This window comes from Caulobacter sp. GW821-FHT10A10 (genome assembly GCF_059415745.1).
Genome location: NZ_JBWKNV010000001.1, coordinates 859,063 through 884,103, shown reverse-complemented (window position 1 = coordinate 884,103; position 25,041 = coordinate 859,063). Strand labels below are relative to the sequence as shown.

24 protein-coding genes are annotated in these 25,041 nt (G+C 66.9%); 11 read left to right on the top strand and 13 right to left on the bottom strand.

Annotated features, from left to right (window positions below; genetic code table 11):
- Positions 1-11: 11 nt before the first annotated feature.
- From AC07NS_RS04205 to AC07NS_RS04180, 6 genes are all read right to left on the bottom strand, one after another.
- Positions 12-656, bottom strand: a complete 645-nt coding sequence (locus AC07NS_RS04205) for a phosphoribosylanthranilate isomerase (RefSeq protein ID WP_494601664.1) — start codon at positions 654-656, stop codon at positions 12-14.
- A gap of 49 nt (positions 657-705) precedes the next feature.
- Complete coding sequence (locus AC07NS_RS04200) at positions 706-975, bottom strand: usg protein (RefSeq protein WP_494601663.1); 270 nt, start codon at positions 973-975, stop codon at positions 706-708.
- A 278-nt stretch (positions 976-1,253) separates the two neighbouring features.
- Positions 1,254-2,018: a 3-oxoacyl-ACP reductase gene (locus AC07NS_RS04195; RefSeq protein WP_494601661.1), complete on the bottom strand. Its 765-nt coding sequence runs from the start codon at positions 2,016-2,018 to the stop codon at positions 1,254-1,256.
- Between the two features lie 32 nt (positions 2,019-2,050).
- Positions 2,051-3,472 (bottom strand): sensor histidine kinase, encoded by a 1,422-nt coding sequence (locus AC07NS_RS04190; protein ID WP_494601659.1) that lies wholly within the window; start codon positions 3,470-3,472, stop codon positions 2,051-2,053.
- Positions 3,473-3,890: 418 nt separating this feature from the next.
- Complete coding sequence (locus AC07NS_RS04185) at positions 3,891-6,089, bottom strand: hypothetical protein (protein ID WP_494601657.1); 2,199 nt, start codon at positions 6,087-6,089, stop codon at positions 3,891-3,893.
- A 57-nt stretch (positions 6,090-6,146) separates the two neighbouring features.
- Positions 6,147-8,429: an NADP-dependent malic enzyme gene (locus AC07NS_RS04180; RefSeq protein WP_494601656.1), complete on the bottom strand. Its 2,283-nt coding sequence runs from the start codon at positions 8,427-8,429 to the stop codon at positions 6,147-6,149.
- 271 nt (positions 8,430-8,700) lie between these two features.
- On the opposite strand from AC07NS_RS04180, the gene dapB reads away from it, so the two are divergent.
- On the top strand, positions 8,701-9,483 hold the full coding sequence (gene dapB, locus AC07NS_RS04175; RefSeq protein WP_494601655.1) for a 4-hydroxy-tetrahydrodipicolinate reductase: 783 nt from the start codon (positions 8,701-8,703) through the stop codon (positions 9,481-9,483).
- A 336-nt stretch (positions 9,484-9,819) separates the two neighbouring features.
- On the opposite strand, the gene AC07NS_RS04170 is transcribed toward dapB, so the two are convergent.
- The gene (locus AC07NS_RS04170) at positions 9,820-10,293 is read right to left on the bottom strand and encodes a GatB/YqeY domain-containing protein (RefSeq protein WP_494601654.1); all 474 of its coding nucleotides are present in this window, start codon (positions 10,291-10,293) and stop codon (positions 9,820-9,822) included.
- A gap of 195 nt (positions 10,294-10,488) precedes the next feature.
- On the opposite strand from AC07NS_RS04170, the gene AC07NS_RS04165 reads away from it, so the two are divergent.
- Genes AC07NS_RS04165 through AC07NS_RS04155 form a run of 3 tightly spaced genes read left to right on the top strand, consistent with a single transcriptional unit; the run spans position 10,489 to position 14,350 of the window.
- Positions 10,489-13,767: an intermembrane phospholipid transport protein YdbH family protein gene (locus AC07NS_RS04165; RefSeq protein ID WP_494601652.1), complete on the top strand. Its 3,279-nt coding sequence runs from the start codon at positions 10,489-10,491 to the stop codon at positions 13,765-13,767.
- Between the two features lie 35 nt (positions 13,768-13,802).
- Complete coding sequence (locus tag AC07NS_RS04160; RefSeq protein WP_058349385.1) at positions 13,803-13,982, top strand: YnbE family lipoprotein; 180 nt, start codon at positions 13,803-13,805, stop codon at positions 13,980-13,982.
- Between the two features lie 14 nt (positions 13,983-13,996).
- A complete protein-coding gene (locus AC07NS_RS04155) occupies positions 13,997-14,350 on the top strand; it encodes a YdbL family probable chaperone protein (protein WP_494601651.1) in 354 nt (117 codons plus the stop codon).
- Between the two features lie 191 nt (positions 14,351-14,541).
- Here the strand turns inward: AC07NS_RS04155 and AC07NS_RS04150 are convergent, their stop codons facing one another.
- Positions 14,542-15,324: an SDR family NAD(P)-dependent oxidoreductase gene (locus AC07NS_RS04150; RefSeq protein ID WP_110120766.1), complete on the bottom strand. Its 783-nt coding sequence runs from the start codon at positions 15,322-15,324 to the stop codon at positions 14,542-14,544.
- A 55-nt stretch (positions 15,325-15,379) separates the two neighbouring features.
- Between AC07NS_RS04150 and AC07NS_RS04145 the strand changes: the two genes are divergently transcribed.
- Entirely contained in the window at positions 15,380-15,802 is a 423-nt protein-coding gene (locus AC07NS_RS04145) for a YkvA family protein (protein WP_110120765.1), read from the top strand.
- Positions 15,795-16,427, top strand: coding sequence for a lysoplasmalogenase (locus AC07NS_RS04140; protein WP_494601648.1), 633 nt, complete (start codon positions 15,795-15,797; stop codon positions 16,425-16,427). Before AC07NS_RS04145 ends, AC07NS_RS04140 begins: the two co-directional genes overlap by 8 nt.
- 132 nt (positions 16,428-16,559) lie before the next feature.
- Here AC07NS_RS04140 and AC07NS_RS04135 read toward each other — a convergent pair whose 3' ends face one another.
- Complete coding sequence (locus tag AC07NS_RS04135) at positions 16,560-17,921, bottom strand: glutamate--cysteine ligase (protein ID WP_494601646.1); 1,362 nt, start codon at positions 17,919-17,921, stop codon at positions 16,560-16,562.
- A gap of 208 nt (positions 17,922-18,129) precedes the next feature.
- Here AC07NS_RS04135 and AC07NS_RS04130 point away from each other — a divergent pair, with 208 nt between their 5' ends.
- Together AC07NS_RS04130 and AC07NS_RS04125 are read left to right on the top strand one after the other, a co-directional pair.
- Positions 18,130-18,447 (top strand): DUF6665 family protein, encoded by a 318-nt coding sequence (locus tag AC07NS_RS04130; RefSeq protein ID WP_494601645.1) that lies wholly within the window; start codon positions 18,130-18,132, stop codon positions 18,445-18,447.
- Positions 18,448-18,534: 87 nt separating this feature from the next.
- The gene (locus AC07NS_RS04125) at positions 18,535-19,317 is read left to right on the top strand and encodes a tetratricopeptide repeat protein (RefSeq protein WP_494601643.1); all 783 of its coding nucleotides are present in this window, start codon (positions 18,535-18,537) and stop codon (positions 19,315-19,317) included.
- Between the two features lie 137 nt (positions 19,318-19,454).
- Here the strand turns inward: AC07NS_RS04125 and AC07NS_RS04120 are convergent, their stop codons facing one another.
- On the bottom strand, positions 19,455-20,171 hold the full coding sequence (locus tag AC07NS_RS04120) for a 16S rRNA (uracil(1498)-N(3))-methyltransferase (protein WP_494601641.1): 717 nt from the start codon (positions 20,169-20,171) through the stop codon (positions 19,455-19,457).
- Positions 20,172-20,217: 46 nt separating this feature from the next.
- On the opposite strand from AC07NS_RS04120, the gene ppk2 reads away from it, so the two are divergent.
- Complete coding sequence (ppk2, locus tag AC07NS_RS04115; protein ID WP_494601640.1) at positions 20,218-20,994, top strand: polyphosphate kinase 2; 777 nt, start codon at positions 20,218-20,220, stop codon at positions 20,992-20,994.
- On the opposite strand, the gene AC07NS_RS04110 is transcribed toward ppk2, so the two are convergent.
- A complete protein-coding gene (locus tag AC07NS_RS04110) occupies positions 20,995-21,483 on the bottom strand; it encodes a GNAT family acetyltransferase (RefSeq protein WP_494601639.1) in 489 nt (162 codons plus the stop codon).
- A 269-nt stretch (positions 21,484-21,752) separates the two neighbouring features.
- On the opposite strand from AC07NS_RS04110, the gene AC07NS_RS04105 reads away from it, so the two are divergent.
- The gene (locus tag AC07NS_RS04105) at positions 21,753-22,502 is read left to right on the top strand and encodes a hypothetical protein (protein WP_494601638.1); all 750 of its coding nucleotides are present in this window, start codon (positions 21,753-21,755) and stop codon (positions 22,500-22,502) included.
- Between the two features lie 4 nt (positions 22,503-22,506).
- Positions 22,507-22,644, top strand: a complete 138-nt coding sequence (locus tag AC07NS_RS04100; protein WP_494601636.1) for a hypothetical protein — start codon at positions 22,507-22,509, stop codon at positions 22,642-22,644.
- A gap of 45 nt (positions 22,645-22,689) precedes the next feature.
- Here the strand turns inward: AC07NS_RS04100 and AC07NS_RS04095 are convergent, their stop codons facing one another.
- The gene (locus AC07NS_RS04095; protein ID WP_494601635.1) at positions 22,690-22,851 is read right to left on the bottom strand and encodes a hypothetical protein; all 162 of its coding nucleotides are present in this window, start codon (positions 22,849-22,851) and stop codon (positions 22,690-22,692) included.
- 494 nt (positions 22,852-23,345) lie between these two features.
- Positions 23,346-24,788 carry a S10 family peptidase gene (locus AC07NS_RS04090; RefSeq protein WP_494601866.1) on the bottom strand — a complete coding sequence of 481 codons (1,443 nt, stop codon included), beginning with the start codon at positions 24,786-24,788 and terminating at the stop codon, positions 23,346-23,348.
- Positions 24,789-25,041 lie beyond the last annotated feature (253 nt).

Below are 25,041 nucleotides of genomic sequence, written 5' to 3'. Positions count from 1 at the left end.
ACTTCCAGAGTTCAGGCGCGCTTTACGGCGTCCAGGAACGCCGTGATGAGAGCCGGGTCCTTTAGGCCGGGACCGCGTTCCACGCCAGAGGAAACGTCCACCAGCGGGGCGCCGGAGGCGCGCACGGCCTCGGCCACGTTCCAGGGATCGAGCCCCCCGGCCAGGAAATGCGGGCGAGAAAATCGCCGGCCTTCCAGCAGGCTCCAGTCGAACCTTGCGCCGGTGCCGCCGGGCAGGGCCGATCCTTCCACCGGCTTGGCGTCGAACAGGAACTGCTCGGCGACGGTCTCGAACGCGCGGGCCTGGTCGACGTCGGTCGACGAAGAGACGGAGAAGGCCTTGATCACCCCGGCGCCGCTGCGCTGCGCGATCTCGCGGACGCGGGCGGGCGTCTCCTTGCCGTGCACCTGGATCAGGTCGGGGCGCATCGTGGCCATCAGGCGGTCGACCAGGGCGTCGTCGGGATCGACGGTGACGGCCACGGTCTGCACGCCGCGGCCGCGCACCGGCTGCACCAGCCGCTCGGCGGCTTCGGGCGTGACGTTGCGGGGGCTCTTGGCGAAGAAGACGAAGCCCAGATAGGCCGCGCCGCCGTCGAAGGCGGCCTTCACCGTCTCCGGCGTCGAGAGCCCGCAGATCTTGGCCTTGGTGGTCATGGCCGGGGAGTTACGGTGGGGAAGGCCTCAGCGCAACCCCGTGCAACCTTCATTGGAGCGTGAAGACCCCGTTGACCGCCTTCCACTCGGTGGGACCGATCAGCCGGTTGTGCGCCACCTGCACCGAATGCAGCACCCCGTCGAGCTCGCGGCTCCAGAAGTCGAGGAAGCCTTTCAGGGTGGGGAACTTCGGGGCCAGGTCGTACTCCTGCCAGACATAGAGCTGCAGCAGGTGCGGATGGTCGGGCAGGTGGTAGCAGATCTGGGCCGTGGTCAGGCCGTAGCCCAGCATTTGCAGCTCGAACGCGCGGGTGGTCATCGAAAGCACTCCGACAACGGGTAAGCGTCACCGAAGAACCGTCCGCCCGGGAGCTGAGTCGCTCAAGAGGGCAGGGCGTCGCAGGGAGTGTTTCCCCTCCCGCTTGCCTCTTCTCCCGTCATTCCCGCCCTTGTGGCGGGAACCCTGGGTCCGCTCGCACGTGAAGCGCCAGCGGATCGCTGGCGATCCGCCCCCACTGCGCCTGCGGCTGAAAGAGGGCTTCCCGCCACAAGGGCGGGAATGACGGGCTTAAAAGAAGGCGGGAGAGGGATCCGTCATCAATCCCGCACCAGACCCCCGTCCACCACCAGGTTCTGGCCCGTCACCGCCCGCGCCCAGGGGCTGGCGAAGAACAGCACCGCGTCGGCGAATTCGGCCGGGGTGGTGACCGAGCGCAGCGGGGTCATGCCGGCGATCAGGTCGAAGACCGGCTCGGGCGTGGCGGCGCTGGCGCCGGTGACGCGCAGCAGGCCGCCCGACACCATGTTGACGGTGATGCCGGCGGGGCCGAGGTCGCCGCAGGCGGTGCGGGTCAGCGACAGCAGGGCCGCCTTCACCGCCGTGTAGTCGTGATAGGGCACGACCGGGTTCTGGAAGAGGTTGGTGCCCACGTTGATCACGCGGCCAAAGCCGGCGTTGGCCATGTCGGGGGCGGCAGCCTGGATGACGTTCAGCGCGCCCTTGAGCACCGTCGTGTTCTGCTTCTCGAAGTCTTCCCAGGCGATGCTGGCCAGGTGCGCGCGGGCGTCGCCGTTGAAGCTGTAGTCCAGGGCGTTGTTGATCACGGTGGTCACGTGCGAGCCGAAGGCCTGTTTGGCGGCGGCGAACATCGCCTCGACGGCGGCGCGGTCGGCGACGTCGGCCTGGACGGCGATGGCCTTGGCCGGCCCGCCCAGTTCAGCCGCGAGAGCCTCGGCGGCGTCCTTGCTGGCGCGGTAGTTGACGACGACGCGGGCGCCGTGGCGAGCGAAGGCGCGGGCGATCTCGGCCCCCAGGCCCCGGCCGGCGCCGGTGACGAGGACGATCTGGTCGGACAGCTGCATTCTATACTCCTGGAACTCGGCCCAGCGGTCCCTTAGCGCCGTTCGTCGAGGCTGGCGACGACCCCCAGCTCCGGCGAGGGCGGGTTTGGCAGGGGGACCTGGGCCTCCAACCGGCAGACCAGGCCCTGGGGCCGCCAGTCCATCCGCGCCTGGCCGCGCAGTTCGCCGCGCAGGCTGCGCTCGATCAGGCGGGAGCCGAAACCGCGTCGGGCGGGCGGGGCGGTCACCGGCGGCCCGCCGGTCTCGGTCCAGGTCAGGCACAGGGCGCGGGCCTCGGCGTCGAAGCTCCAGGCGACGGCCACCGCGCCCTCGGCCGTCGAGAGCCCCCCGTATTTCAGGGCGTTGGTGGCCAGCTCGTGGAAGATCAGCGACATGGTCAGCGCCCCGCCCGGCGGCAGGAAGCAGGCCGGCCCCTCGACGGTCACCCGGCCGGCGGCGGCGGTGAACGGGGCCAGCGCCCGCTGCGCCACCTCGCGCAGTTCGGCCCCGTGCCAGCTCTCGCGGGTCAGCACGTCGTGGGCCAGCGACAGGCCCAGCAGCCGCGACTCGAACTTCTCGAAGGCGGTGATCGGATCCGGCTCGTTGCGCAGGGTCTGGGCGGCCATCGACTGGACGGTGGCCAGGGTGTTCTTCACCCGGTGGTTCAGCTCGTTGATCAGCAGGCGCAACTGGCCCTGGTGGCGCTCCTGCTCGACCTCGATCCGCTTGCGGGTGGTGATGTCGGCGATGATGGCCACGAGGTAGGGCCGCTGGCCGGGCGGCTGCACGCGCGAGACGTTGAGGCGGATCCACAGGCTCGACCCGTCGCCGGCCCGCAGGCGGCGCTCGGCGTGATAGGTGTCGGTGCGGCCGGCCAGCAGCGAGCGGACGTGGCGCTGGGCGTCCGGCAGGTCTTCCGGCTCGATCAGCTCGGCGGCGTCGCCGGCCAGCAGGTGGTCGCGGTCGTGGCGGGTGATGGCGCAGAAGCGGTCGTTGACCTCCAGGAAGGCCCCGCTCGGCGCGATCCGCGCCACGCCCATGGCCGCCTGGTCGAACAGCGCCTTGTAGCGCGCCTCGGCCGCCTCCAGCCGCAGGCGCGCCTCGACGGCGGCGGTGGCCACCTCGGTATAGAGCACCAGCCCGCCGATCGCCCCGTCCTCGGTGCGCCAGGGGGCCATCGACCAGCGGATCCACTCGACCCGGCCGTTGCGATCGACATAGCGGTCGCCGGCGTCCTCGCGCAGCTCGACCCCTTCGGCGATCACCCGGGCGTGCAGGTCGCGCCAGTGCTGGGGGATCTCGGGAAACACCTCGTAGTGCACGCGGCCCAGCAGCGGCAGGTCGGCCGGCAGGCCCTGGTCGGTCAGGTACTGGGCCGAATGGGCGAGATAGCGCATCGACCGGTCGAAGATGGCGATCCCCAGCGGCGCATGCTTCAGCGCCGTGGTCAGGCTGGGCGAGTCCTGCGCGATCATCGGGCGGGCGGCGGCTCCGGCTACGGACGGCGAGAGCGCGCATCATGGCCCCGTTCGCGCGTGGCGCGCTAGACATGATCCTTCTCCCCTTGCGGGAGAAGGTGGCGCCGACAGGCGTCGGATGAGGGGTCTCTCAAACGTTGGACGCCCCGCCCACCCAAATCCGCAAAATCCCCGCGAAAGCGGGGACCCAGGCTTTTTCTGCCACCCACGGCGCTCGACGACAAAACACCTGGGTCCCCGCTTCCGTGCCCTCGCTGGCGGCCCTTTGGTGCCGCCGCCGCCATCGTTGTCGCTTAGGTCACCTTCAACCTCGGCATGGCCGCCCCCAAGCGCTACGGCCAGTCCCCGACGGGGGGGGGGGGGCTGGCGATGGCGGCGGCGAAGGCAGTGATGAGTGGGGCAGTGAGGTATATTGTCAGTACTCCAAGGGGGGGGATTTTATCCTGTTCGACATTTCGCTCAGCATCGCCACAGCTCTGTGCTCGTCAGTTTCGAGTGCTTTTCGGGCATTATCCAGAACTCTATGCAATTCTGCGGGATTAATTCTTCTTCCTAATTCAAATCCCAGTGCGCTTGGGAATATTGTTTTGTAACTATCCGATACGGCCTTTTTGGTTGGAGATATCGCTATATAGTTAAGCAAGAACTCTGGCCTCATGACAGGGGATGGCACCTGTTTGGGGTGGTAAAAGTCCTTCAATGCGCGCATGACCGCCCGCTCGTTTGTTAGCCAATAGGTTTTGTATCCTAATGGGTGGGGGGTTTTCGATTCTTTTCCGTTTTTTCTCAGTTCGTATACTCTTAATATAAGTGTCGCGTCGTTCTTTGACCTAATCTCTGCTTTTGCTTTGCTAGGGTCTCTGGCGGAAAGGATGGCGGAGGATAATCCCGATATGGCATCTGGATCTATATTCTTTCTTGTGTCCTCTTCATCTTCGTATTCCATTCCGAATCTTGAGCATAGATATGTACGAAACCCATCAATGGCTGTTCCTTGGTGTAGCTCTTGATGCTCCAAGAAGGTGCCTAGGAAGCTCTTCCAGCCGCGCGGCTTCTGGCCGTCGCTTATTCCCAGTTTTGCGTAAAAATACGATCTGATAAGTATGCGGTCGATTTGAAGTGCTGTGTCTTCATTTATTATTGGCTCTATTCTGGAGTAGTGATTTATAAATTCAGCATCTGCAGCAACTAGATGTGTGTATGCTTCTTCAATTGCAATATCCGTCAATATTAATGTTGATCCCGCATCTTTGATGATTTTTAGTGCATTTACTGTAGACTGCTGCTCTGACTTGAGAAATTGCTCCGATAGTGCGTGCACGATCATGTCTGCGCCAACTATTAGGCGCATGTTTGAGGCCATTGTGTTAAAATATTCTATTACATTTGGGTCATTTTTCAGTATGAATAGTAGAAAATAGGTCCGGCCTAATCTAGAAAGGTATAGCCTTTCCTCTTCTCCTCCATTTAAAATAACATTTCTGATGGATATGGATACCCAATCTCTTATGGAAAAAGATGCGGTGCCAAAAGATTTTTCCGAAAAAACGGCGTCATCAATTTGGTCTACTGCCTGTATTTCTGGCTCTAAATCGCTATTTCCGAGGGCGTATGTGCTTAAAGATAGGCCTTGGGTACTATATAGAGATTCAAGTGCGGTATGTACGCAGTTAACTGCCTTTTTGGCATGCTTAACCATGTCGTCGTCTTTGAAAGTTGTCGCGTAATCTAAAAGTAGTTTTTCTGATACCGACTCCTTGATGGAAGCGTCTTCAATATTTTCGTCAATTAATTTTTTCCTCTCTTCATACCGAAGCGCAAAAGAATCCTCCTTTTTGTGCCAGCTAATTTCTCTTCCTGTTGGGTTGCCCTTTGAAGAAAGGGTGGATAGGCGAGAGTTGAATATACTATTTATAAATTTGGACGCGGTTGGTATTGCTCTTGTAATTTTATCTAATATTTGAGATCTAGACAAAAGTATTCCTTTATCTGGATCCGTTCCTTCAAGGGACCATAGTATAAGTGAGTCTGTAACGGTTATAAGTAGTGATGTCTTGCTCCTTCTGCTCTCGAGTTCCTGACCTAGAAACGCGCACAAGGTTTTTTCATCGAAAGGGTATTTTCGATCTTTAGTTGCGGATCCGAAATTGTGAAGGAAGGATGCGGCTGGCGCGAGATACGAATTAAAGGCAGATATTGTGCCGACGGAATTATTTATATGCGCGACTATATAGTCCTTGCTTCTTATTCTAATCGTGCACGAAAGTTCGTGAGATAAATCCTCTTCCAGTTTATCGATAAGTGATATCTCGGATGAGAAATAGAATAACACTTGAGTCGGTTGTCTTCCGAATTCTAAAAGTCTCTTTACCGTGTGTCGGATCTTATCTTCTATCTTGAAGGTTTTGGAGATTTGGAGGAACGACGAGGTTCTGGTTGAGGATTCGAAAATTGTTTCCTCGAAGCCGTCGGCTCCACCATCGTGAAATCCCCCTAGCGGCACGAAATCTGTGCCCATGATCGAGGCGTGAAAAGATTGAGCAAATCTTTCGAAGTTAAAGTAATCAACTTCGTCAATTGCGACGGCGCAAACCCTGTGATCAATGGTGTTCATTTTATGGGGCCAAATTTTCCATAATTGCTACAATTCGAGTTCTGTAATCCTGCTCCCCTACTCCCCCGCCTCCACCGGCTGATCGTAAGCCGCCATCATCGCCATGTTCAGGATCTTCGAGACCGAAGCCCCGAGCGGGCAGATCTGCACCGACTTGGAGAGGCCCAGCAGCACCGGCCCGATCACCGTGGCGCCGCCCAGCGACTGGACGAGCTTGGTCGAGATCGAGGCGGCGTGGATGGCCGGCATGATCAGGATGTTGGCGCTGTCGGTCAGGCGCATGAACGGGTAGGCGAGGCGCTTTTCGGGGTCGAGGGCGAGTTCGGGGGGCATTTCGCCCTCGTATTCGAAGTCGACGCCCATCTCGTCGAGCGTGGCGACGGCCTCGCGCACCTTGTCGGAGCGCTCGCCCATCGGGTTGCCGAAGGTCGAGTAGCTCATGAAGGCCACACGCGGCTTGAAGCCGAGGTTGGAGACGGCGCGAGCGGCCTCGCAGGCGATCTCGACCAGCTCGTCGGCGTCGGGCAGTTCGGTGACGTTGGTGTCGGCCACGAAGATGGTGCGGCCCTTGGCCAGCACGACCGACATGCCCATGATCCGGCCGCCGGGCGCGGGATCGACGACGCGCAGAACCTCGTCCAGGGCCTGGTCGAAGCTGCGGGTGACGCCGGTGACCATGCCGTCGGCCTCGCCCATGCTGACCATCGAGGCGGCGAAGCTGTTGCGGTCCTGGTTGATCAGGCGCTGGACGTCGCGCTTGAGGAAGCCCTGGCGCTGGAGCCGGGCGTAGAGGGCGTCGACATAGTCCGGGTTGCGGTCGGAAAGCCGGGCGTTGTGGATCTCAAGCCCCGAGGTCTCGGGGTCCAGGCCCACCAGGCGCATGTTCTCGTGCACCAGGTTCTCGCGGCCGCAGAGGATGGCCTTGCCGTAGCCGCCGGCCTGGAAGGCGTAGGCGGCGCGGATGACGCTGGGCTCCTCGCCCTCGGCGAAGACGATGCGCTTGGGCCGGGCCATGACCGAGCCGGCGATCTTCTGCAGGAAGCCGGCGGTGGGGTCGAGGCGCTGGGCCAGGCTCTGGCGGTAGGCCTCCATGTCGGCGATCGGCTTGCGGGCCACGCCCGTGTCCATGGCCGCCTGGGCCACGAACGGCGGCACGTACCAGATCAGGCGCGGGTCGAAGGCCGAGGGGATGATGTAGTCGGGGCCGAACTTCAGCTGGCGGCCGTGATAGGCGGCGGCGACTTCATCCGGCACGTCCTCGCGGGCCAGCATCGCCAGGGCCTGGGCGCAGGCGATCTTCATCTCATGGTTCACGCGGCGGGCCCGCACGTCGAGCGCGCCGCGGAAGATGTAGGGGAAGCCCAGGACGTTGTTGACCTGGTTGGGATAGTCGCTGCGGCCGGTGCCCATGATCGCGTCCTTGCGCACGCGGTGCACCTCTTCCGGGGTGATCTCCGGATCCGGGTTGGCCATGGCGAAGATCACCGGATTGGGCGCCATGCTGGCGATCATCTCCGGGGTGAAGGCGCCCTTGGCCGACAGGCCAAGAAGAACATCCGCGCCGGCGACGGCTTCTTCCAGGGTGCGCTTGTCGGTGTCGACCGCGTGGGCGCTCTTCCACTGGTTCATGCCCTCGGTGCGGCCGCGATAGAGTACGCCCTTGCTGTCGCAGGCGATGACGTTCTCGGGGCGCACGCCCATGGCCTTGATCAGGTCCATCGAGGCGATGCCGGCCGCGCCTGGGCCGTTCAGCACCACCTTGATGTCGGCCAGGTTCTTGCCGGTGATGTGGCAGGCGTTGATCAGGCCGGCGGCGCAGATGATGGCGGTGCCGTGCTGGTCGTCGTGGAACACCGGGATGTCGAGCAGCTCCTGCAGCTCGGTCTCGATGCGGAAGCACTCGGGGCTCTTGATGTCTTCCAGATTGATGCCGCCGAAGGTGACGCCGATGTTCTTGACGACGGTGATGATCTCGTCGGCGTCCTTGGTGGAGACCTCGATGTCGATGGAGTCGACGTCGGCGAAGCGCTTGAAGAGCACGCTCTTGCCCTCCATCACCGGCTTGGAGGCCAGGGCCCCCAGGTCGCCGAGGCCCAGGATCGCCGTGCCGTTGGAGATCACCGCCACCAGGTTGCCCTTGGAGGTGTACTCGTAGGCCATGTCGGGATCGGCGGCGATCGCGTGCACCGGCACGGCCACGCCGGGCGAATAGGCCAGGCTGAGGTCGCGCTGGGTGGCCATCGGCTTGGTGGGGGTCACCGCCAGCTTGCCCGGTTGCGGGTGGCGGTGGAAGGCCAGGGCCTCCGCGTCGGTGAAGGTCTTGCGTTCCGCGTCGCTCATGGCGGCGTTTCCTGTCCTGCGTAGCCAGTTGAAATGGACCCGCCGAACGATGCGACGCGCCCTTATGCACGGACCAGCCTAGCGACGGCGTCCCGGCGCGACAACCGCGCAATCATCGATGGTATCGCTACAAACGCTTGTTGGGATTGGGTTTGCGGCATGTGGGACACTGCCCCCGCGTAAGCCGGCGAGCGGGGCGCCGGATAAATCCGTTGACCGGGCGGAGGGGCTGGGCGACGAGGCGCGAGCTCGTTTCGTGGAGAGAACGCCCATGTCCGCCCCCCCCGTCAGGATCGCCGTCGCCGGAGCCCTGGGCCGCATGGGCAAGGCCGTGGCCGCCACGCTGGAAGGCCGCGCCGACGCGGTGACCGTGGCCCGCTTCGACCGTCCGGGTTCCGAAGGCGAAGGCCTGGTGGCGCTGGAGAGCGCCCTGGCCGACGCCCAGGCGATCATCGACTTCACCATCCCCGAGGCTTCGGTCGCCCTGGCCGAGACGGTGGCCCAGGCCGGCGGCGGCATCGCCCTGGTGATCGGCTCGACCGGTTTCACCCCCGAGCAGGACGCGCGGCTGGAAAAGGCGGCCCAGACCGTGGCCATCGTGCGCTCGGGCAACTACTCGCTGGGCGTCAACATGCTGATGGGCCTGGTGCGCCAGGCCGCCGCCCTCCTGCCGGCCGCCGACTGGGACATCGAGGTCTTCGAGGCCCACCACAAGCGCAAGATCGACGCCCCGTCGGGCACCGCCCTGATGCTGGGCCAGGCCGCCGCGGAAGGCCGCGGCGTCGTTCTTTCCGAGGTCGAGGACCGCGCCCGCGACGGCGTCACCGGCGCGCGCACCGAGGGGAACATCGGCTTCTCCGTCGTGCGCGGCGGCGGCATCATCGGCGAGCACAGCGTGATCTTCGCCGGCGAGAGCGAAAGCCTGACCATCGCCCACTCGGCCATCGACCGGGGCCTGTTCGCGCGCGGCGCCGTGGCCGCGGCGGTGTGGGTGCAGGGCAAGCCGCCGGGGATCTACGACATGCAGCAGGTGCTGGGGTTCAAGGCGATCTAGCCGCCTAGTCTCCCGTCGTTTCCGCCCTGGAACCGGGGCTCCTCCGCTACCGACACCGCAAGCGGACGGGTTTGGTGTCGGCAGATGGGGGAGTGATCACCGAAACCCTCTCTCATGGAGAGAGGGAGGGGCCCGCGCCGCAGGCGTGGGAGGGTGAGTGGGTAGGCGAAGCCCCTGGACGATCCTGGCGCTGTTGCGGGCGAAGTGCCGGCACGCCGGCTGAAGGCGTAACCACTCACCCTCCCATCGCTGCGCGATGGGCCCCTCCCTCTCTCTAAGAGAGAGGGCGAGCCGCACCTGATGTCAGCGCGGCGCCTGACGGCGGCGGCCTTCCGTCTACCCCCTGGCCAGGGCACTGGCCGCCTTGCCGTCGTACTGGCCGCCGAAGTTGGTCTTCAGGTGGGCCATGATCGCGCCGACGTTGGCGTCGGGGTTCTGGGTGCGGAAGTCGTCGATGGCGGCGCGCAGTTCCGCTTCCGTCATCTGCTTGGGGCCATAGGAGGACAGGATCGCCAGTTCGGTTTCGGCCGCCTTGATCCGCTCGTCCACCTTCGACACATCGCCGGCCGCCTCGATCAGGCGCGCACGTTCGGCCGCCAGGTTTTCCAGCGTCAGCTTCGTGTTCTTCAGGAACTTGGCGACGGTGGCGACGACCTTTTCGTCGGTGACTTCGGTCACGCCGCGCTTGAATTCCTCGGTCGTGATCTGCGTGGCTTCACCGATCAGCGTGGTGAGCAGGTCGGCCTTCAGGCGGTCGCTCACCTTGCGCGCCGCGAGTTGGTCAGCCTTGAGCGCGTCGAGCAAAGCCATGTCGTCGTCCTTTCAATTCACTCTATTCGGTCGTGTCGTGGCCACTCTTAGCGGCCTCTCGATGCGTCCGCTAATGGGCGCGTGTCGATAGCGGAGGAGATCGGGCGGGTCTCGCCCATTTCAATACCGGCGCTTTCTCGACTTTTCCGCAACGGGGGCCTCACAAACGCCACGGCTTGCGGCATGGTGCGGCCAATGGCCGAGCCCCACGCCGACCCCGATTCCGCACCGAAGACCGCGAAACCCAAGCGGGGTCTCCGCCTCGACAAGGCCGCCCTGGCCGACGCCGGGCTGGAGGCCGTGTCGTTCGCGATGATGGCGTTCATCGCCCTGGGCTTTTCCGCCTATTCCGGACGGCGCGAGATCAGCCGCGCGCTGGCGGAAGCGTGGCTGGCCGAGCGCGGCATCGAGGGCCTGATCTCGGTCGAGAGCCTGGACGCCAGCGGCTTCGCCGGCTCCATCCGGCTGGGTCCGGCCAGCGATCCCTATTTCTCGGCCAAGCGCATCGAGGTGGCCTACGATCTGACCGCGCCATGGTCGGGCGGGCCGTTCGCCATCGACACCCGGGCCGTGCGCATCACCAGCCCGCGCCTGCGCGCCCGCTACGACGGGCAGAAGCTGACCTTCGGCAAGCTGCAGCCGCTGATCGACGAGGCGCTGAAGTCGCCCGGCGAGGAGAAGCAGGGCGGACCGGCCGTGCTGGTCGAGGACGCGCGGGTGACGCTCGACACCCCCGGCGGCGTGGCCCGCCTGACCGGCGACGCCAGTCTCGACGACGGCCAGCTGTTGCGGCTTGACGCGGCGGTGGCGGCCATGCGCTACGCTACCGACAATCTGCAGGTCGAACTGCGCGGGGCGGCCCTGCGCGCCCGCAAGCGCGGCGACCGTCTCACCGTCGACGCCCGCGCCGACGTCGAGGGGCTGGACGCCGAACAGGTCGACCTGGAGGAGGCCGACGCCCGCCTGGAGGCAGACGTCGCCTATCCCGACCTCAAGCGGCTGGCCGCCACCGGTCCGGCCGACGTCAAGCTGTCTATCAAGGCGCAAGGCTTGAGAGCCGGCGAGACCAGCCTGGCCGATGTCGAGACCCGCCTGACCCTGGCGGGGCTGGTGGCCGGCGACTTCAAGAAGGGCGGCGCGGCGGCGCGGGTGTCGGGCCAGGCCCGGGCCGGCCGGTTGGTCGCCCCTGGCGTGGAGGCCCGCAGCTTCGCCGCCGAGATCGACAGCGACGCCATGCGGGTGGACTTCGACCAGGCCGGCCTGCGGGCCCTCGGGCCGGCGCGGCTGCGCGGCACGGCCGACCAGGCCCTGGCCGGCGGCGCGGCGCTGAGCCGGGCGGCGGTGGACGTCAAGTCGAGCAACCTCTCCTTCTTCGCCCCCAAGGGCGGTGCGATCGGCCTGACCGGCGTGGTGACCGTGGCGGCCGGCGTCGGCCGCGCGGCGCGCGACGGCCTGGGCCTCTCCAGCCTGGTGCTGGACGCCAAGGGACGGTTCCGGGCCGGCGACGGGCTGAACCTGACCCTGGCCGGCCGGGCGGGGGCGGACGGGGCGGTGTCGGCGCCCGACGCCGAGCGCCTGACCGCCGGCCTGCCCAATCCCGCCTATGCCGACGCCGCGCGCAAGGCTCTGGGCGACTTCGAACTCGACGCGCCCGACCTGCGGCTGGAGATCGGCGGCGGCAAGGTTTCGGCCTTCGCCGGCAAGCCGGTGACTCTGGCGTCCGCGAGCGGCGCCAAGGCGACCCTGACGGCCGGAGGCGGCCGCCTGGTGGAAAGCGCCGGCGGCGTCTCGCGCGGTGCGGCGACCCTGGCGCTCGGCGGTGGCGGCCTGCCGCAACTGACTCTGGCGGCCACGAACTGGCGCGCTGACGCGAGCGGCTTCGCCTCGCCCGTGACCCTGGCCGGCACGCTCGATGTGCCGCCGGCCGAGGGGATCAAGCTCGACGCCAAGGGCCAGGCGCGCTTCGCCGGGGGCGTGCTCGACGTGCGCCTGGCAGGCTGCACGCCGGTGAGCGTCGCCGCCATCGAGGCGGGCGAGGCCGGCGAGCGGCCGATCCAGGACATCGCCCTGGACGTCTGCCCGGTCGCAGCGCCGCTGGTGCGGGTGGCGAACGGCCGCTGGGAGGCGCAGGCCCGCTTCACCAACGGGCGCGGAACAATCACGGCGGCCGAAGCGAAAGCCGAAGACGTGGCCGGAACCTTCGTCGGCGGCGGCCAAGGCTTCGACCGCGCCGAGGTGCGGCTGACGCAAGGAAGGCTGGTCGACGCGGCGGCGGCCAAGCGGTTCGAGCCGGTGAAGGCCACGGGACGCCTGGCTCTGGTCTCGGGCGTGTGGAGCGGCGGCGTCGACTTCGGCACGGCCAGCGGCTTTGCTTTGGGCCGCATCGATATCCGTCATGGCGTTGAGAGCGGCCGCGGCTCGGCCGTCATCGACGCCTCGAACATCGTCTTCACCAAGGAGGCGGGACTGCAGCCGGTGGCCGTCAGCCCGATGGCCGCCTTCGCCAGCGAGGCCGAGGGCAAGGCCAGCTTCAAGGGCCGCTTCGACTGGACCGACAAGGGCGTGACCAGCAGCGGCGAGGTCGTGACGGAAGGGCTCGACTTCCGCGCCAGCCCGCTGGGCTTCGTGGCCACCCTGAACGGCGACGTGAAGTTCGACAGCCTGGCGCCGCTGACCAGCGCGCCCGACCAGAAGCTGAAGATCACCCGCATCGACTCCATCGTGCCGCTGGAGGCCATCGAGGGCGTCTTCACCCTGGGCGCGACCTCGCTGAAGGTGTCGGAGGCGTCGCTGACGGCCGCCAAGGGCAGGATCTCGATCGAGCCGATCGACGTGCCGCTGGACGGCAAGGCGATCAGCGGCGTCATCGTCATCGACGGCCTGGATCTAGGCGAACTGACCGCCGGCTCGACCCTGGCCGACAAGGTCAAGCTGGACGCGGTGGTCTCGGGCCGCCTGCCGTTCCAGTTCAGCGACAAGGGCTTCAAGCTGCTGGACGGCAAGCTGAACGCCATCAAGCCCGGCCGCATCTCGATCGCCCGCGAGGCCCTGACCGGCGTCGAGGCCAACCAGACGGCCAGCCAGGCCGAGAACGACAGCCCGGGCAACCCCAACAACGCCGCCGTCGCCCAGCAGCCGGTCAACGCCATCCAGGACTTCGCCTACCAGGCCATGGAGAACTTGGCGTTCGACACGCTGGAGGCCGGGGTCAATTCGACGCCGAACGGCCGCCTGTCGCTGCTGTTCCACATCAAGGGCGAGCACGATCCGAAGGTCGCCGAGAAGGCCAAGGTGGGGATCCTGGAGCTGATCCGCGGCAAGGCCTTCCAGCGTCGGATCCCGCTGCCGGCCAAGACGCCGGTGGACCTGACGCTCGACACCTCGCTCAATTTCGACGAGCTTCTGGCCGCCTGGGGCCGTCGTTTCGCCGAAGAAACCGAAGAAACACGCCGTTCAGCGCCGGTTCAGCCGTGACCGCGCAACGTGAACCCCGAACTGGAGACTAAGCCATGCACAAGCGCGTCCTGATCGCGACCCTGCTGGCGGCGGGAGGCCTCGCGGCCTGCACCCCGACCGTCCGCGTCAAGGTCGATCCGATCAACATCTACGCCAAGCTGGACGCCGACGTGCGGGTGCGGCTGGACAAGGAAGTCCAGACGCTGATCCAGCAGAACCCGAACCTGTTCTAAGAGGAGGAACCGCCATGATCCGCAAGACGATGACGGTCCTGGCCATCGCGGCCGCCATGGGCGCGGTCGCCGCGCCCGTTCTGGCCCAGTCGGCCGCCGCCAAGGCCGCCGTGGACGCCGGCAAGGCTGCCGGCACGATCGGCGAGCAGGCCGACGGCTTCCTGGGCATCGTGTCGGGCGGCGACGCCGACCTGCGCGCCGCCGTGGCCGAGATCAACACCGGCCGCGCGGCCGTCTACAAGGACACCGCCGCCAAGACCGGTGTCACCGCCGACGCCGCTGGCCAGGCCACCGCCAAGCAGCTCTACGCCCGTCTGGCCGCCGGCCAGTACTGGAAGCCGCTCGGCGGCGGCTGGGTGAAGAAGTAAGTCGCTGGTTCTAGATGCTCCCCCTCTGGGGGAGCTGTCGCGAAGCGACTGAGGGGGGGTCTCGCCGCCGCGCCGACCCCCTCCGGCCCTCTGGGCCACCTCCCCCAGAGGGGGAGGATCTGAGACGTGAAACGCCGCGACAGCCGATGGGCCGTCGCGGCGTTTTTCTTTGGGGTGCTCGCCCGCGGCGTCTACCGCGGCGCCATGCGGATGCCGCCGTCCAGGCGGACGTCTTCGCCGTTGAAGTAGCCGCAGGTGATCATGGTCAGGGCCAGCTGGGCGTATTCGGCAGGATTCCCCAGGCGCTTGGGGAACGGCACCGAGGCGGCCAGGGCGGCTTTGACGTTGTCGGGGGCGGCGTTCATCAGCGGGGTGTTGAAGATGCCCGGCAGGATGGTGTTGACGCGGATGCCGTCGTTCATCAGGTCGCGGGCGATCGGCAGGGTCATGCCGATGACGCCGCCCTTGCTGGCCGAATAGGCGGCCTGGCCGATCTGGCCGTCTTCGCCGGCGACGCTGGCGGTGTTGACGATGGCGCCGCGCTCGCCGTCTTCCAGCGGCTCCAGGTCGAGCATGCCCTTGGCCGACTTGGCGATGCAGCGGAACGTGCCGACCAGGTTGATCTGGATCACGCGGTCGAAGATATCGAGCGGGAAGTGCTTGGTCTCGCCGGTGGCCTTATCGCGGCTGGCGGTCTTGGCGGCGTTGCCGACGCCGGCGCAGTTGACCAGGATCCGCTCCTGGCCGTGGGCGGCGCGGGCCTTCTCGAAGCCGGCGTCGACGTCGGCGTCGCTGGTGACGTTGACCTTGCAGTAGACGCCGCCGATCTCCTTGGCGACTTCCTCGCCGCGGGCCTCGTTCATGTCGAAGATGGCGACCTTCACCCCCTGGGCGGCCAGGGCGCGGGCGGTGGCTTCGCCGAGGCCCGAGGCGCCCCCGGTGACGACGGCGGCGACGGTGTTGTCGAGTTTCATGGACGTTTCCCCTGGGGTTGCGTTTAATCGTTGTGTTGAGGAGCGGTTTAACCCCATGAGCGCCGACGCCAAACCATCCCCCGACGTCAACGGCGGCGTCACGCCCGACGACGTGCTGGATCCGAGGAAGGCGCTCGTGCCGGCCACGGTGCGGGTCAACGAGCAGCGGGTGGCGCGCGGCTTCTGGCCGAAGATGCGCCGCGTGGCCGCCAAGGTGCCCTTCGCCGCCGACGCCCTGTCGGTGTGGTGGTGCGCCCGCGACCCCGAGACCCCGGCCGCGGCCAAGGGCATGATGTTCGCGGCCCTGGCCTATTTCGTGCTGCCGACGGACGCCATTCCCGACCTGCTGCCGGCCATCGGCTTCACCGACGACGCGGCCGTGATCGCCGCCGTGCTGGCCATCGTCGGCAAGAACCTCAAGCCCCGCCACAAGGACGCCGCCCAGGCCTTCCTTTCCAAGCTGTCGTCGGATGACTGACACGCTGCTGTGGGCGATCTGCGGGGTCTGCGCTCTCGCTTATGGCTTCGTGCTGGTGCAGCGGCCGCCGTCGTTCCTGCGCACCGTGGTCAAGGCGGCCGCGACCGGCGCCCTGGCGGTGCTGGCCTATCTGGAAGGCGGCACGGTGCTGCTGGCCGTGGCCCTGACCCTCTGCGCGCTGGGCGACGTGTTCCTGGCCGGCGATCCCAAGCGCTGGCTGCCTTGGGGGCTGGCGGCGTTTCTGGCTGGGCACGTCGTCTATGTGATCGTGTTCTGGCGCGAGCGCACGACGCCCAGCCAGGCCTTCTTCGTCATCGCGCCGGTGGCCGCCCTGGTCGGGGCGGTGATGCTGCGGCGGTTGTGGGGCTCGCTTGGTCCGCTGCGGTCGGCGGTGTTGGCCTATGTGGCGGCGATCCTGGCCATGGTGGTCTCGGCCGCGGCCCTGCCGACCACGCGCTGGCCGGCGACGGCGGGCGCGGTGGCGTTCATGGCCTCGGACGCGATCCTGGCCTTCGACCTTTTCAAGGGGGCGAAGCTCTTCGGCTCGGCGAGGCTGACGGCCTGGGCCGTGTGGTTCCTCTACATCGGCGGCCAGGCGGCGATCGCCTGGGGGATGCTGCGGTAGGGACCTCCCCCTGTGGGGGAGGCGATCGCGTAGCGATCGGAGGGGGGAGGTGGTGCGAAGCCGGCCCAAGCCTCGAGAGCTGAAAACGGCCCCCCACCGGCCTTCGGCCGCCTCCCCCAGAGGGGGAGGTTCCTAGTACGCCCCGTCGCTGAACAGCTTGCCGATGTCGCCCTGCCACTCGCCGTGGAACTTCTCCAGCAGGCGTTCGGCGGGGGTGATCCCGCTGTCGGCGATCTCTTCCAGTTCGCCCAGATAGATCGTCTCGTCGAGGAAGCCACCGTTCAGCTGGGCGCGGGCCTTGAGGCCCTGCTTGGCGATGGCGACGAAGTCCTTGGCGACGTCCTGCACGGTGCGGCCGGCGACCTTGGCCTTCAGGCCCAGGGTCGGCACGTCGCGGCGCAGGCCTTCGCGGTCTTCGACGGTCCAGTCCTTGGCCAGGTCCCAGGCGGCCGCGAGCGCCGCGTCATCGTAGAACACGCCGGTCCACAGGGCGGGCAGGGCGCACAGGCGGCTCCACGGACCCGCGTCGGCGCCGCGCATTTCCAGATAGGTCTTCAGGCGCACTTCGGGGAAGGCGGTGGTGGCGTGGTCGGCCCAGTCCTTGATCGTGGCCCGCTCGCCGCCGACCTCGTCGATCTTGCCGTCGATGAAGTCGTGGAAAGACCGGCCGGCCAGGTCGATATAGCGGTCGCCGCGCTTGGCGAAGTACATCGGCACGTCGAGCAGGTACTTGGCGTAGCGCTCGAAGCCGAAGCCGTCCTGGAACACGAAGTCCAGCAGGCCCGTGCGGTTGGGATCGGTGTCGGTCCAGACGTTGGCGCGGGCGGAGAGGAAGCCGTTCGGCTTGCCTTCCGTGAACGGAGAATTGGCGAACAGGGCCGTGGCGATCGGCTGCAGGGCCAGGCTCATGCGGAACTTGGCGACCATGTCGGCTTCGCTCTCGAAGTCGAGATTGGCCTGCACGGTGCAGGTGCGCAGCATCATGTCGAGACCCAGGCCCCCGACCTTGGGCATGTACTCGCGCATGATGACGTACCGGCCCTTGGGCATGATCGGCACTTCCTCGCGCTTCCACTGCGGCGAGAAACCGACGCCGAGGAAGCCCAGGCCCAGCTCGTCGGCCACGGTCTTGACCTCGTCGAGGTGGCCGCCGGTCTCCTCGCAGATGTCGTGCATGGTCAGCAGCGGCGCGCCCGACAGTTCGAACTGGCCGCCGGGCTCCAGGCTGACATTGGCGCCGTTGCGCTCGAGGCCGATGATCACATCGCCTTCCATCACCGGCTTCCAGCCGAAGCGCTGCAGGCCGACCAGCAGGGCGTGCACGCCTTTATCCCCTTCGTAGGGGACCGGTTCATGGGAGCCCAGGTAGAAGCCGAACTTCTCGTGCTCGGCGCCGACGCGGAAGGCCGACTTCGGCTTATTGCCCTTGGCGAAATAGGCGGTCAGGTCTTCGAGGGTCAGCGGGCGCTGATCCAGGCTGGCGGTGTCGGCCATCGCCGTCTCCCCTAAAAACAGATGCTACAGGAGGGGAGGGGCCCAATTCCCCCCGACCGCCACGAAACGCGTGGAGCGCAGTTGGGCGCTGTCTTAGCCGACCTCAAGAGGGTCCGCTACAATTAGCGTTACCGTTCGGTCTAGTCGGCGAACGCACCGCCGCGTCAGGACGTTCCGGAGGGAACGTCGACGTGCGAGGATCGTGCTCATGTCCAGCTTTCGCGCCCCGCAGAGCCTGACGACCGCCCTGGCCCAGCCCGGCGGCGAGGCCCTGGCTCATGAAATCCTCGGCGAACGCGCAGCCTCGCTGGGCCGGGCCGGCGCGCGGGTCGAAGCGAGCCTGGCGGCCCTGGCCGGAGCGGGCGAGGCCGAGCGCGAGACCCGGCTCTGGGACGCCGCCGACGCCGTGCAGGCCTATTTCGTGCAGCGCGAGTTGTCGGGCTTTCGCAAGCACGACGAACCGATCGCCGACTACGGGATCCCGCGCGCGGTTCTGGCGCGGCTGGGTGCGATGCGGCCGGGCTAGCCGGGAAAAATCGCCGTTCTTTTCGGTCGCGACGCCGCTAGGATCGGCACGACGACACGCTGGATCAGCCGGCGACGCGGGGAAGAGATGAAGTTCGCACGCTTGTTCACAGCCTTGGCCGGGAGCGGCCTGCTGCTGGTCGCCGCCGCCTCCGCGCCGGCCCAGACCAGCGGTCCCGGCGCGGAGCACATCGCCGCCGCCCAGGCGGCCGCCAAGGCCGGCGACAAGCCCGAGGCGCTTAGGCAGATGGAGCTGGCGGCCAAGGCCGGCAATGTCTGGGCCGCCTATTTCCTCGCCCGGGTCTACGAGCAGGGCGATGATGTCCCCAAGGACGAGGCCAAGGCGCTGGTCTTCATGCAGCAGGCGGCCGAGGCCGGCCATCTGGACGCCGAGTACCGGATCGGCCTGCGCTACCTGAACGGCCAGGGCCTGCCGCGCGACCGCGACCGGGGCGTCGACTATCTGTTCCGGGCCGACAATCACGGCTCGCTGCCGGCCAACCAGGAACTGACCAGGATCGCCGAGGCCGAGGGCAAGAAGCTGGCCTGCGCCAAGGCGGCGATCGCCCGGCTGGGCTATGGCCCCGCCCGCACCTCCACGGCGATGTTCGGCAAGGCCAACCAGTTCGTCCGCGCCAGCGGAAGCGGCGGCGACCTCGTCGATCTCTACGGGCCCGATCCGGACGCGTCCTATGGTCCCGCGCTCTATTCAGCCGTCCGGCTGAGGATCCAGGGCTACGGCCGGACGGTCGAGAAGCGGGTCGCCGGCGGCCAGTCCAGCGTGACGTTCCAGGAGTACGAGGACCTCGGCGCGCCATCGGCCCAGGGCGACAAGGACGCGGCGGCGATCAAGGTGGAATGCGGGCTCTGAGACCCTCTCCCTGTGGGAGAGGTGTCCGCGCAGCGGACGGAGAGGGGCGTGGCTCGGTTATCGGCCGAAATCTGCGGCGGCTGAAAACGACCCCCCTCCGGCCCTCCGGGCCACCTCCCCCAGAGGGGGAGGATCTCTTACTTCCAGTCCCCCGCCGCCGCTTGCCACAGCGTCATGGCGCTGATCGCGGCCGTGTCGGCGCGCAGGATGCGCGGACCCAAGGACACCGGAACGACGAACGGCAGCGAGCGCAGGCGCTCGCGTTCCTCGGGGGCGAAGCCGCCTTCGGGACCGATCAGGATGGCGGCGGGCGCGCCCGTGCCGGCCAGGGCCTCGATGGCGGGCTTGGCGTCGCCGCCCTCGTCGCAGAACACCAGGCGGCGGGTCTCGTCCCAGCCGTCGAGAATCTTGTCGAGCTTCTCGGGATCCAGGATCGCCGGCACGTCCAGGCGTCCGGTCTGCTCGGCGGCTTCCATGGCGATGGCGTCCAGGCGGGCCAGCTTCATGTAGTCGACATTGGTGCGACGGGTGACGGTCAGGCGCACGCGGCGGGCGCCCAGCTCGGCGGCCTTCTCGACGATGGTCTCGACCCGGCCGCGCTTGACCATGGCGACGATCAGGTCGAGGTCGGGCGTCACGACCTGTTCCCGGGTCTGCTCCAGCGCCTTCAGCAGGCAGCCGCGCTTGCCGGCGTCGACCAGGCTGGCGCGCCACTCGCCGTCGGTCCCGTTGAACACCAGGATCTCGTCGCCGACCGACAGGCGCATGACCGAGACGAGATAGCGCGACTGCTCATGGGTCGGAGCGATTCCGGCGTCCTTGGACAGCGGCTGGGGCACGAAGAGACGGATCATGCGCTCCTTCTAGCGCAGGTTCTCATTCAGGGGGTAGGCTCAGCCTATGACCAAGTCCCGCGACTACGACGAAGAGCTGCGCGACCTGCAGATCGCGCTGATCGCCCTCCAAAAGCTGGCCATCAAGGAAGGCTGGAAGCTGCTGGCGATCTTCGAGGGGCGCGACGCCGCCGGCAAGGACGGCACGATCGCCCGCATCACCGAGCACCTGCACCGCCGCCAGACGACGGTCGTGGCCCTGCCCGCGCCGACCGAGCGCCAGCGCAGCGAGTGGTACTTCCAGCGCTATGTGGAATGGCTGCCGGCCTGCGGCGAGGCGGTGATCTTCAACCGCTCCTGGTACAACCGGGCCGGGGTCGAGAAGGTGATGGCCTTCTCCACGCCCGAGCAGCAGGCCCAGTTCCTGCGCGACGTGCCGGCCTTCGAGACCATGCTGGTCGAGAGCGGCATGCGCTTTTCGAAGTTCTGGCTGGATATCGACAAGGACGTGCAGGCCGAGCGTCTGAAGGCCCGTCGCGACGATCCGCTGAAGGCCTTCAAGACCAGCTCGCTCGACGCCGTCGCCCAGGAGAAGTGGGACGACTACACCGCCGCCCGCGACGACATGCTGGTGCGCACCCACACCGAGACCGCCCCCTGGGTCTGCGTGAAGGCCGACCACAAGAAGGCCGCTCGCCTCAACGTCATCCGCTGGCTGCTGCACACCGCCGCGCCCAAGGGAGCGGCCGGCAAGAAGATCCTCAAGGGCGTGCCCGAGCCGGACCCGGAAGTGATCTTCCGCTTCGAACCGGCGGCCCTGAGCGACGGGCGGCTGGCGCGGTAGCTACTTGGCCCTGTCCTTCTTCTCTTCCGCGTCGTCGTCTTCACCGACCCGCTCCTCGACGGCGGCCGAGAAGCGCTGGTAGGCGCCCAGGCCCACCAGCACCAGCACCGAGGCCACCACCAGGGCCGTCGGATAGACCAGCTTGGCCACGTCCTCGCGGGCGGTCTTGAAGACGATGACCAGGGCTTCCAGGAACAGGGCGATGACCACGGTCGACAGGAACTTGGTCAGGCTGCGGCGGGCCTCGGCGGCGCTGCGCTTCTCACTGCCGCGCGTCACCTCCTCCTCGAACAGGTATTTGGCGACGTCGAACACGGCGATGGCCACGATGATGTAGCCCAGGGCGTCGAGCACGGCGTCCGGGCCGGCCGTCTCCGGCGCCCGTAGGCCGTCCACCGCCTCCATGAAGCCGAGCGCGATCAGCGCCATGGCCGCCAGCATCAGCAGCAGGCTGGCGCCCGCGAAGACGGTTCGGGTCAGGTAGGTCATGGGCGCGCCTCCGGGGTCGGACGACAACGCTGGAGAGGTCCAGCTGGCTCCCCTCGGCGTGATGGCGACGCGGGCGGCCGGGGGCGTGAGACGGTGATTTCTCCGCACGCGGACGGCGAGATGGCGCTTGCAAAGCCGGATTCGCGTGCCTTAAGGTTGAGCAATACCTCGCGGGGGCGGGCTGAAGTGAGACATAACAAGGCTGCCAGCGGGCTGAGGCGAGGTCGCCAGGCGATACCGGCTCTTCCTGTTTCAAGGGCGCGTTAATCATGCCCTGGCCTTGGCCGCGTGAACCTTGGACCGAAGCCTTCGTCCTGGAGGCGGACTTCCAGACCATAGCCGCGATCGGTATCGCGACCACCGAGGAGGAGCTGCGCGAGCTCACGGCCATGATCTGCTCAGGGGTCCCCGACAGTATCAAGTTCGTCGCCGAATGGCGCGGCGAGGCGGCCGATACGGTCAGCCTGTCCATCGACGTTCCCGACGAGGTGAAGTTCTACCAGACGTTCGTGCGCACGCCCGAGGGGCTGTGCGTCGAGCAGGGCGTGTTCTGGATCAACGAGCGATATCGCGAAGGCGGCCACGCCTGGCGGCTGATGCGCGCCCTGGCCCACGTCTACGAAGACCTGAACGTCGTCGGCGTCACGACGACGGCCGGCATGGAGAACGGCGGCTACACCTGGGCGGCGGCGGGCGCGCGAGCGGTCGATCCGGGCCTGCATCGCCGCGAACTGGTCAAGCGCCTGGACGTCTGCATCGCGAAGGGCGAGATCGACGCCGACTATCGAGACGCCGTCGTGGAGGCCATCAAGTCCGCGAAGGATGATGATCTGATGCTGACCGTGGCCGCCTTGGGAGACGAGCAAGGCGCGTGGATCGGCAAGGCCATGCTCGTTTCCTATACCTGGGACGCCTACTGGAAACCCAGTGATCCCAGGCTCCGCCAATATCTGATACGGGTCCTGTTAGATGACGATGAGCAACGCACCGAGGGCCGCGGCCCGCCCCGTCATGCCTGAAGGCATGGTCGACGCCTTCAGCGCCGACGCCGACCTGTTCAAGCTGACGCCGATCGTCCTGAAGCCGACGAAGGCAAAGGCGGGCAAGGCCGTGGAGGTCGCTCCCGTCGAAGCCGCCGAGCCCGCGCTGGCCTTCAAGTAGGCTGGCAAGTCGACCGGGGCGGGCGTGCGAGGGCCGCGCGCGGCCCTACTTCTGGTGCGCCGTCTTCTTGGCGGGTTGAGGCGCGGCGTCGGCGCGGCCCTTGGGCTGCAGCACGATCGGCGTGATGCGCAGATCGTCGGCGGCGTCGGCGAAGGCGTCGATGAAGCCGGCTGGGATCTTGCGAGAATTCTGCGGCGTCGTCGCCATGGGCAATCTCCGTTCAAGGCGCGACAGGGTCGCGTCGCGCATCTCTTGAGAACGGCGGTCTGCAAAATCCGTCAGCACAGTCCGTCGTCGCCGCCGGGATCCGAAGATCTCGACGGAGGGTAAGCTAAGCTCCGCTGGTAAACAATACGCGTAAAAGCGGAGGTCTGTTCCTTAACGGGACGCTAAGAAACTTTTTACATCGATGTTGGTTCCAATTGCTTGATCTGGATCAAGGCAAGTTCTGCCGATTGTAATCGACAGCGTTGTCTATATTGGCGGGTAGGCCTTTTCAGGGTCGTTTTCCGTCGGCTTGGCGACAATGTTTCAGCGCCGCGACAGCCTCTCGTCCCGGGTAGGGGCGAGCAACCCCCCAATTGGGTATCCGCGTCCGATCGTCGCAAGAGGACGGCCAGAGCATTTTTCGGCGGCGGGAAACGAAAACGGCCGCCCCTTTTCAGGGCGGCCGCCGTGTCGTCTTCCGGAGAAGATGCGCCTCAGTTGGCGCCGTAGAGCTTCTTCACATCCGCGCGGAAGGCCGCGCCGCTGTCGGGGCGGCTGTAGAACATGTGGCCGCCGGGATAGTTGGACAGGGTCACCCGGCCGTTGGCCGTGGCCGGCATGGCGTCGACCACCAGGCGCGAGGCGAAGAACGGGCACGACAGGTCGTTGTAGCCGTGGACGATCAGCACCTTCAGCTTCGGGTCCACCGAGACCGACTTGCGCAGGTCGGTGACGGACTCGGTGTCGGGGCCGCGGCCGCGGTCCCAGGCCTGGTTGACGTCGCCCGACAGCGCTTCGTAGCGGCTCTCGACCTTCCAGCCGACGGTGCGGGTGGTGAAGTCGACGATGGCGCTGGTGGTCGGGGCGATGATCGAGTCGAGGATCGGGTCGTTGGTCTCCTGCTCGGGGGCGAACGGGAAGGGGTCCAGCGAGGTGACGTTGCTGTCGTAGCGGCTGCCCAGGCGCCCGGTCTGGCGGAACACCTCGCGCAGGAACGACTGGGTCTCCAGCCGGCCGCCGGCGCGGCGGACGTAGGTGGGATCAAGGCCGGTCATGGCCGAGACCTTGGTGGTCAGGCGGTCCAGGGCGGCGGGGTCGGAGCCCTTCATCAGGTCGACCATGTATTCGCCGCGGGTGTAGTCCTCGACGTCCTTGATGGCGGCCGGGGTCAGCTTGCCGTCGCGCTCCAGCTTGGCGGCGGCGATCGACGGCAGGGTCCACATGGCCGGCAGGGGCGAGATCTCCTGGGCGGTGCGGCCGGCGCTCGACAGCAGCGGCGACACGAGCACCAGGCCGTTGATCCCGACGCCGTAGTCGGTCTGCAGGGTGTAGGTCAGGCGCGGGCCGCGGAAGCCGCCGTAGCTTTCGCCGACGATGTACTTGGGCGAGGGCAGGCGCTCGTTCTTGACCAGCCAGTCGAAGACCACGCGCGACAGGTAGTCGATGTCCTGCTTGACGCCGTAGAAGCGCTTCTTGGTCTCTTCCGGCGTGGTCAGGCTGCGCGAGAAGCCGGTGCCGACGGCGTCGATGAAGACCAGATCGGTGAAGTCCAGCCAGCTGGCCGGGTTGTCCTGCAGGCGCGTCGGGGCCGACGGGCTGTCGCCCTCGGCGCCGAACTGCACGCGCTTGGGGCCGAGGGCGAAGTTCAGATAGACCGAGGCCGCGCCGGGGCCGCCGTTGAAGGCGAAGGTCACCGGGCGGTTGGGATCGCGCGGACCGTCCAGGGTGTAGGCGGTGAACACCACCTCGGCGATCTTCTTGCCCTTCTCGTCGCGCACCGGCAGCGAGCCGACGGTGGCGGTGTAGGCGATGGTCTTGCCGGCCAGGACCGTGGTCTGCTTGACCGACTTGTCGGCCGGGAAGGCGGGCAGCTCGACGGCGGGAGCTTTCTCCGCCGGCTTGGCCTCGTCGGCCAGCACCGACCCGCCGGCCATCATTCCGATCGCGAGGGCCGCCCCCGCGGTCCACGACTTCCAAGTGCTGAGCAATGTCGCCTCTGTGTTCCGGAGCCTGGAGCGGGCCGGGTTTCTCCGGGCGCGCTCGGGTGAGGACGAAATGGCTAGAGCAAGGCCAAGCTGTCGGCAAGGACGCCGCCCAAAAGTGGGCTAACGGCAAGATCGTGCCCGGCGAAGGTCTCGTGCGGGTTCGCCTAAAACGCGAGCAGGCCCTGAGCGGGCGAGCCGGATTTCC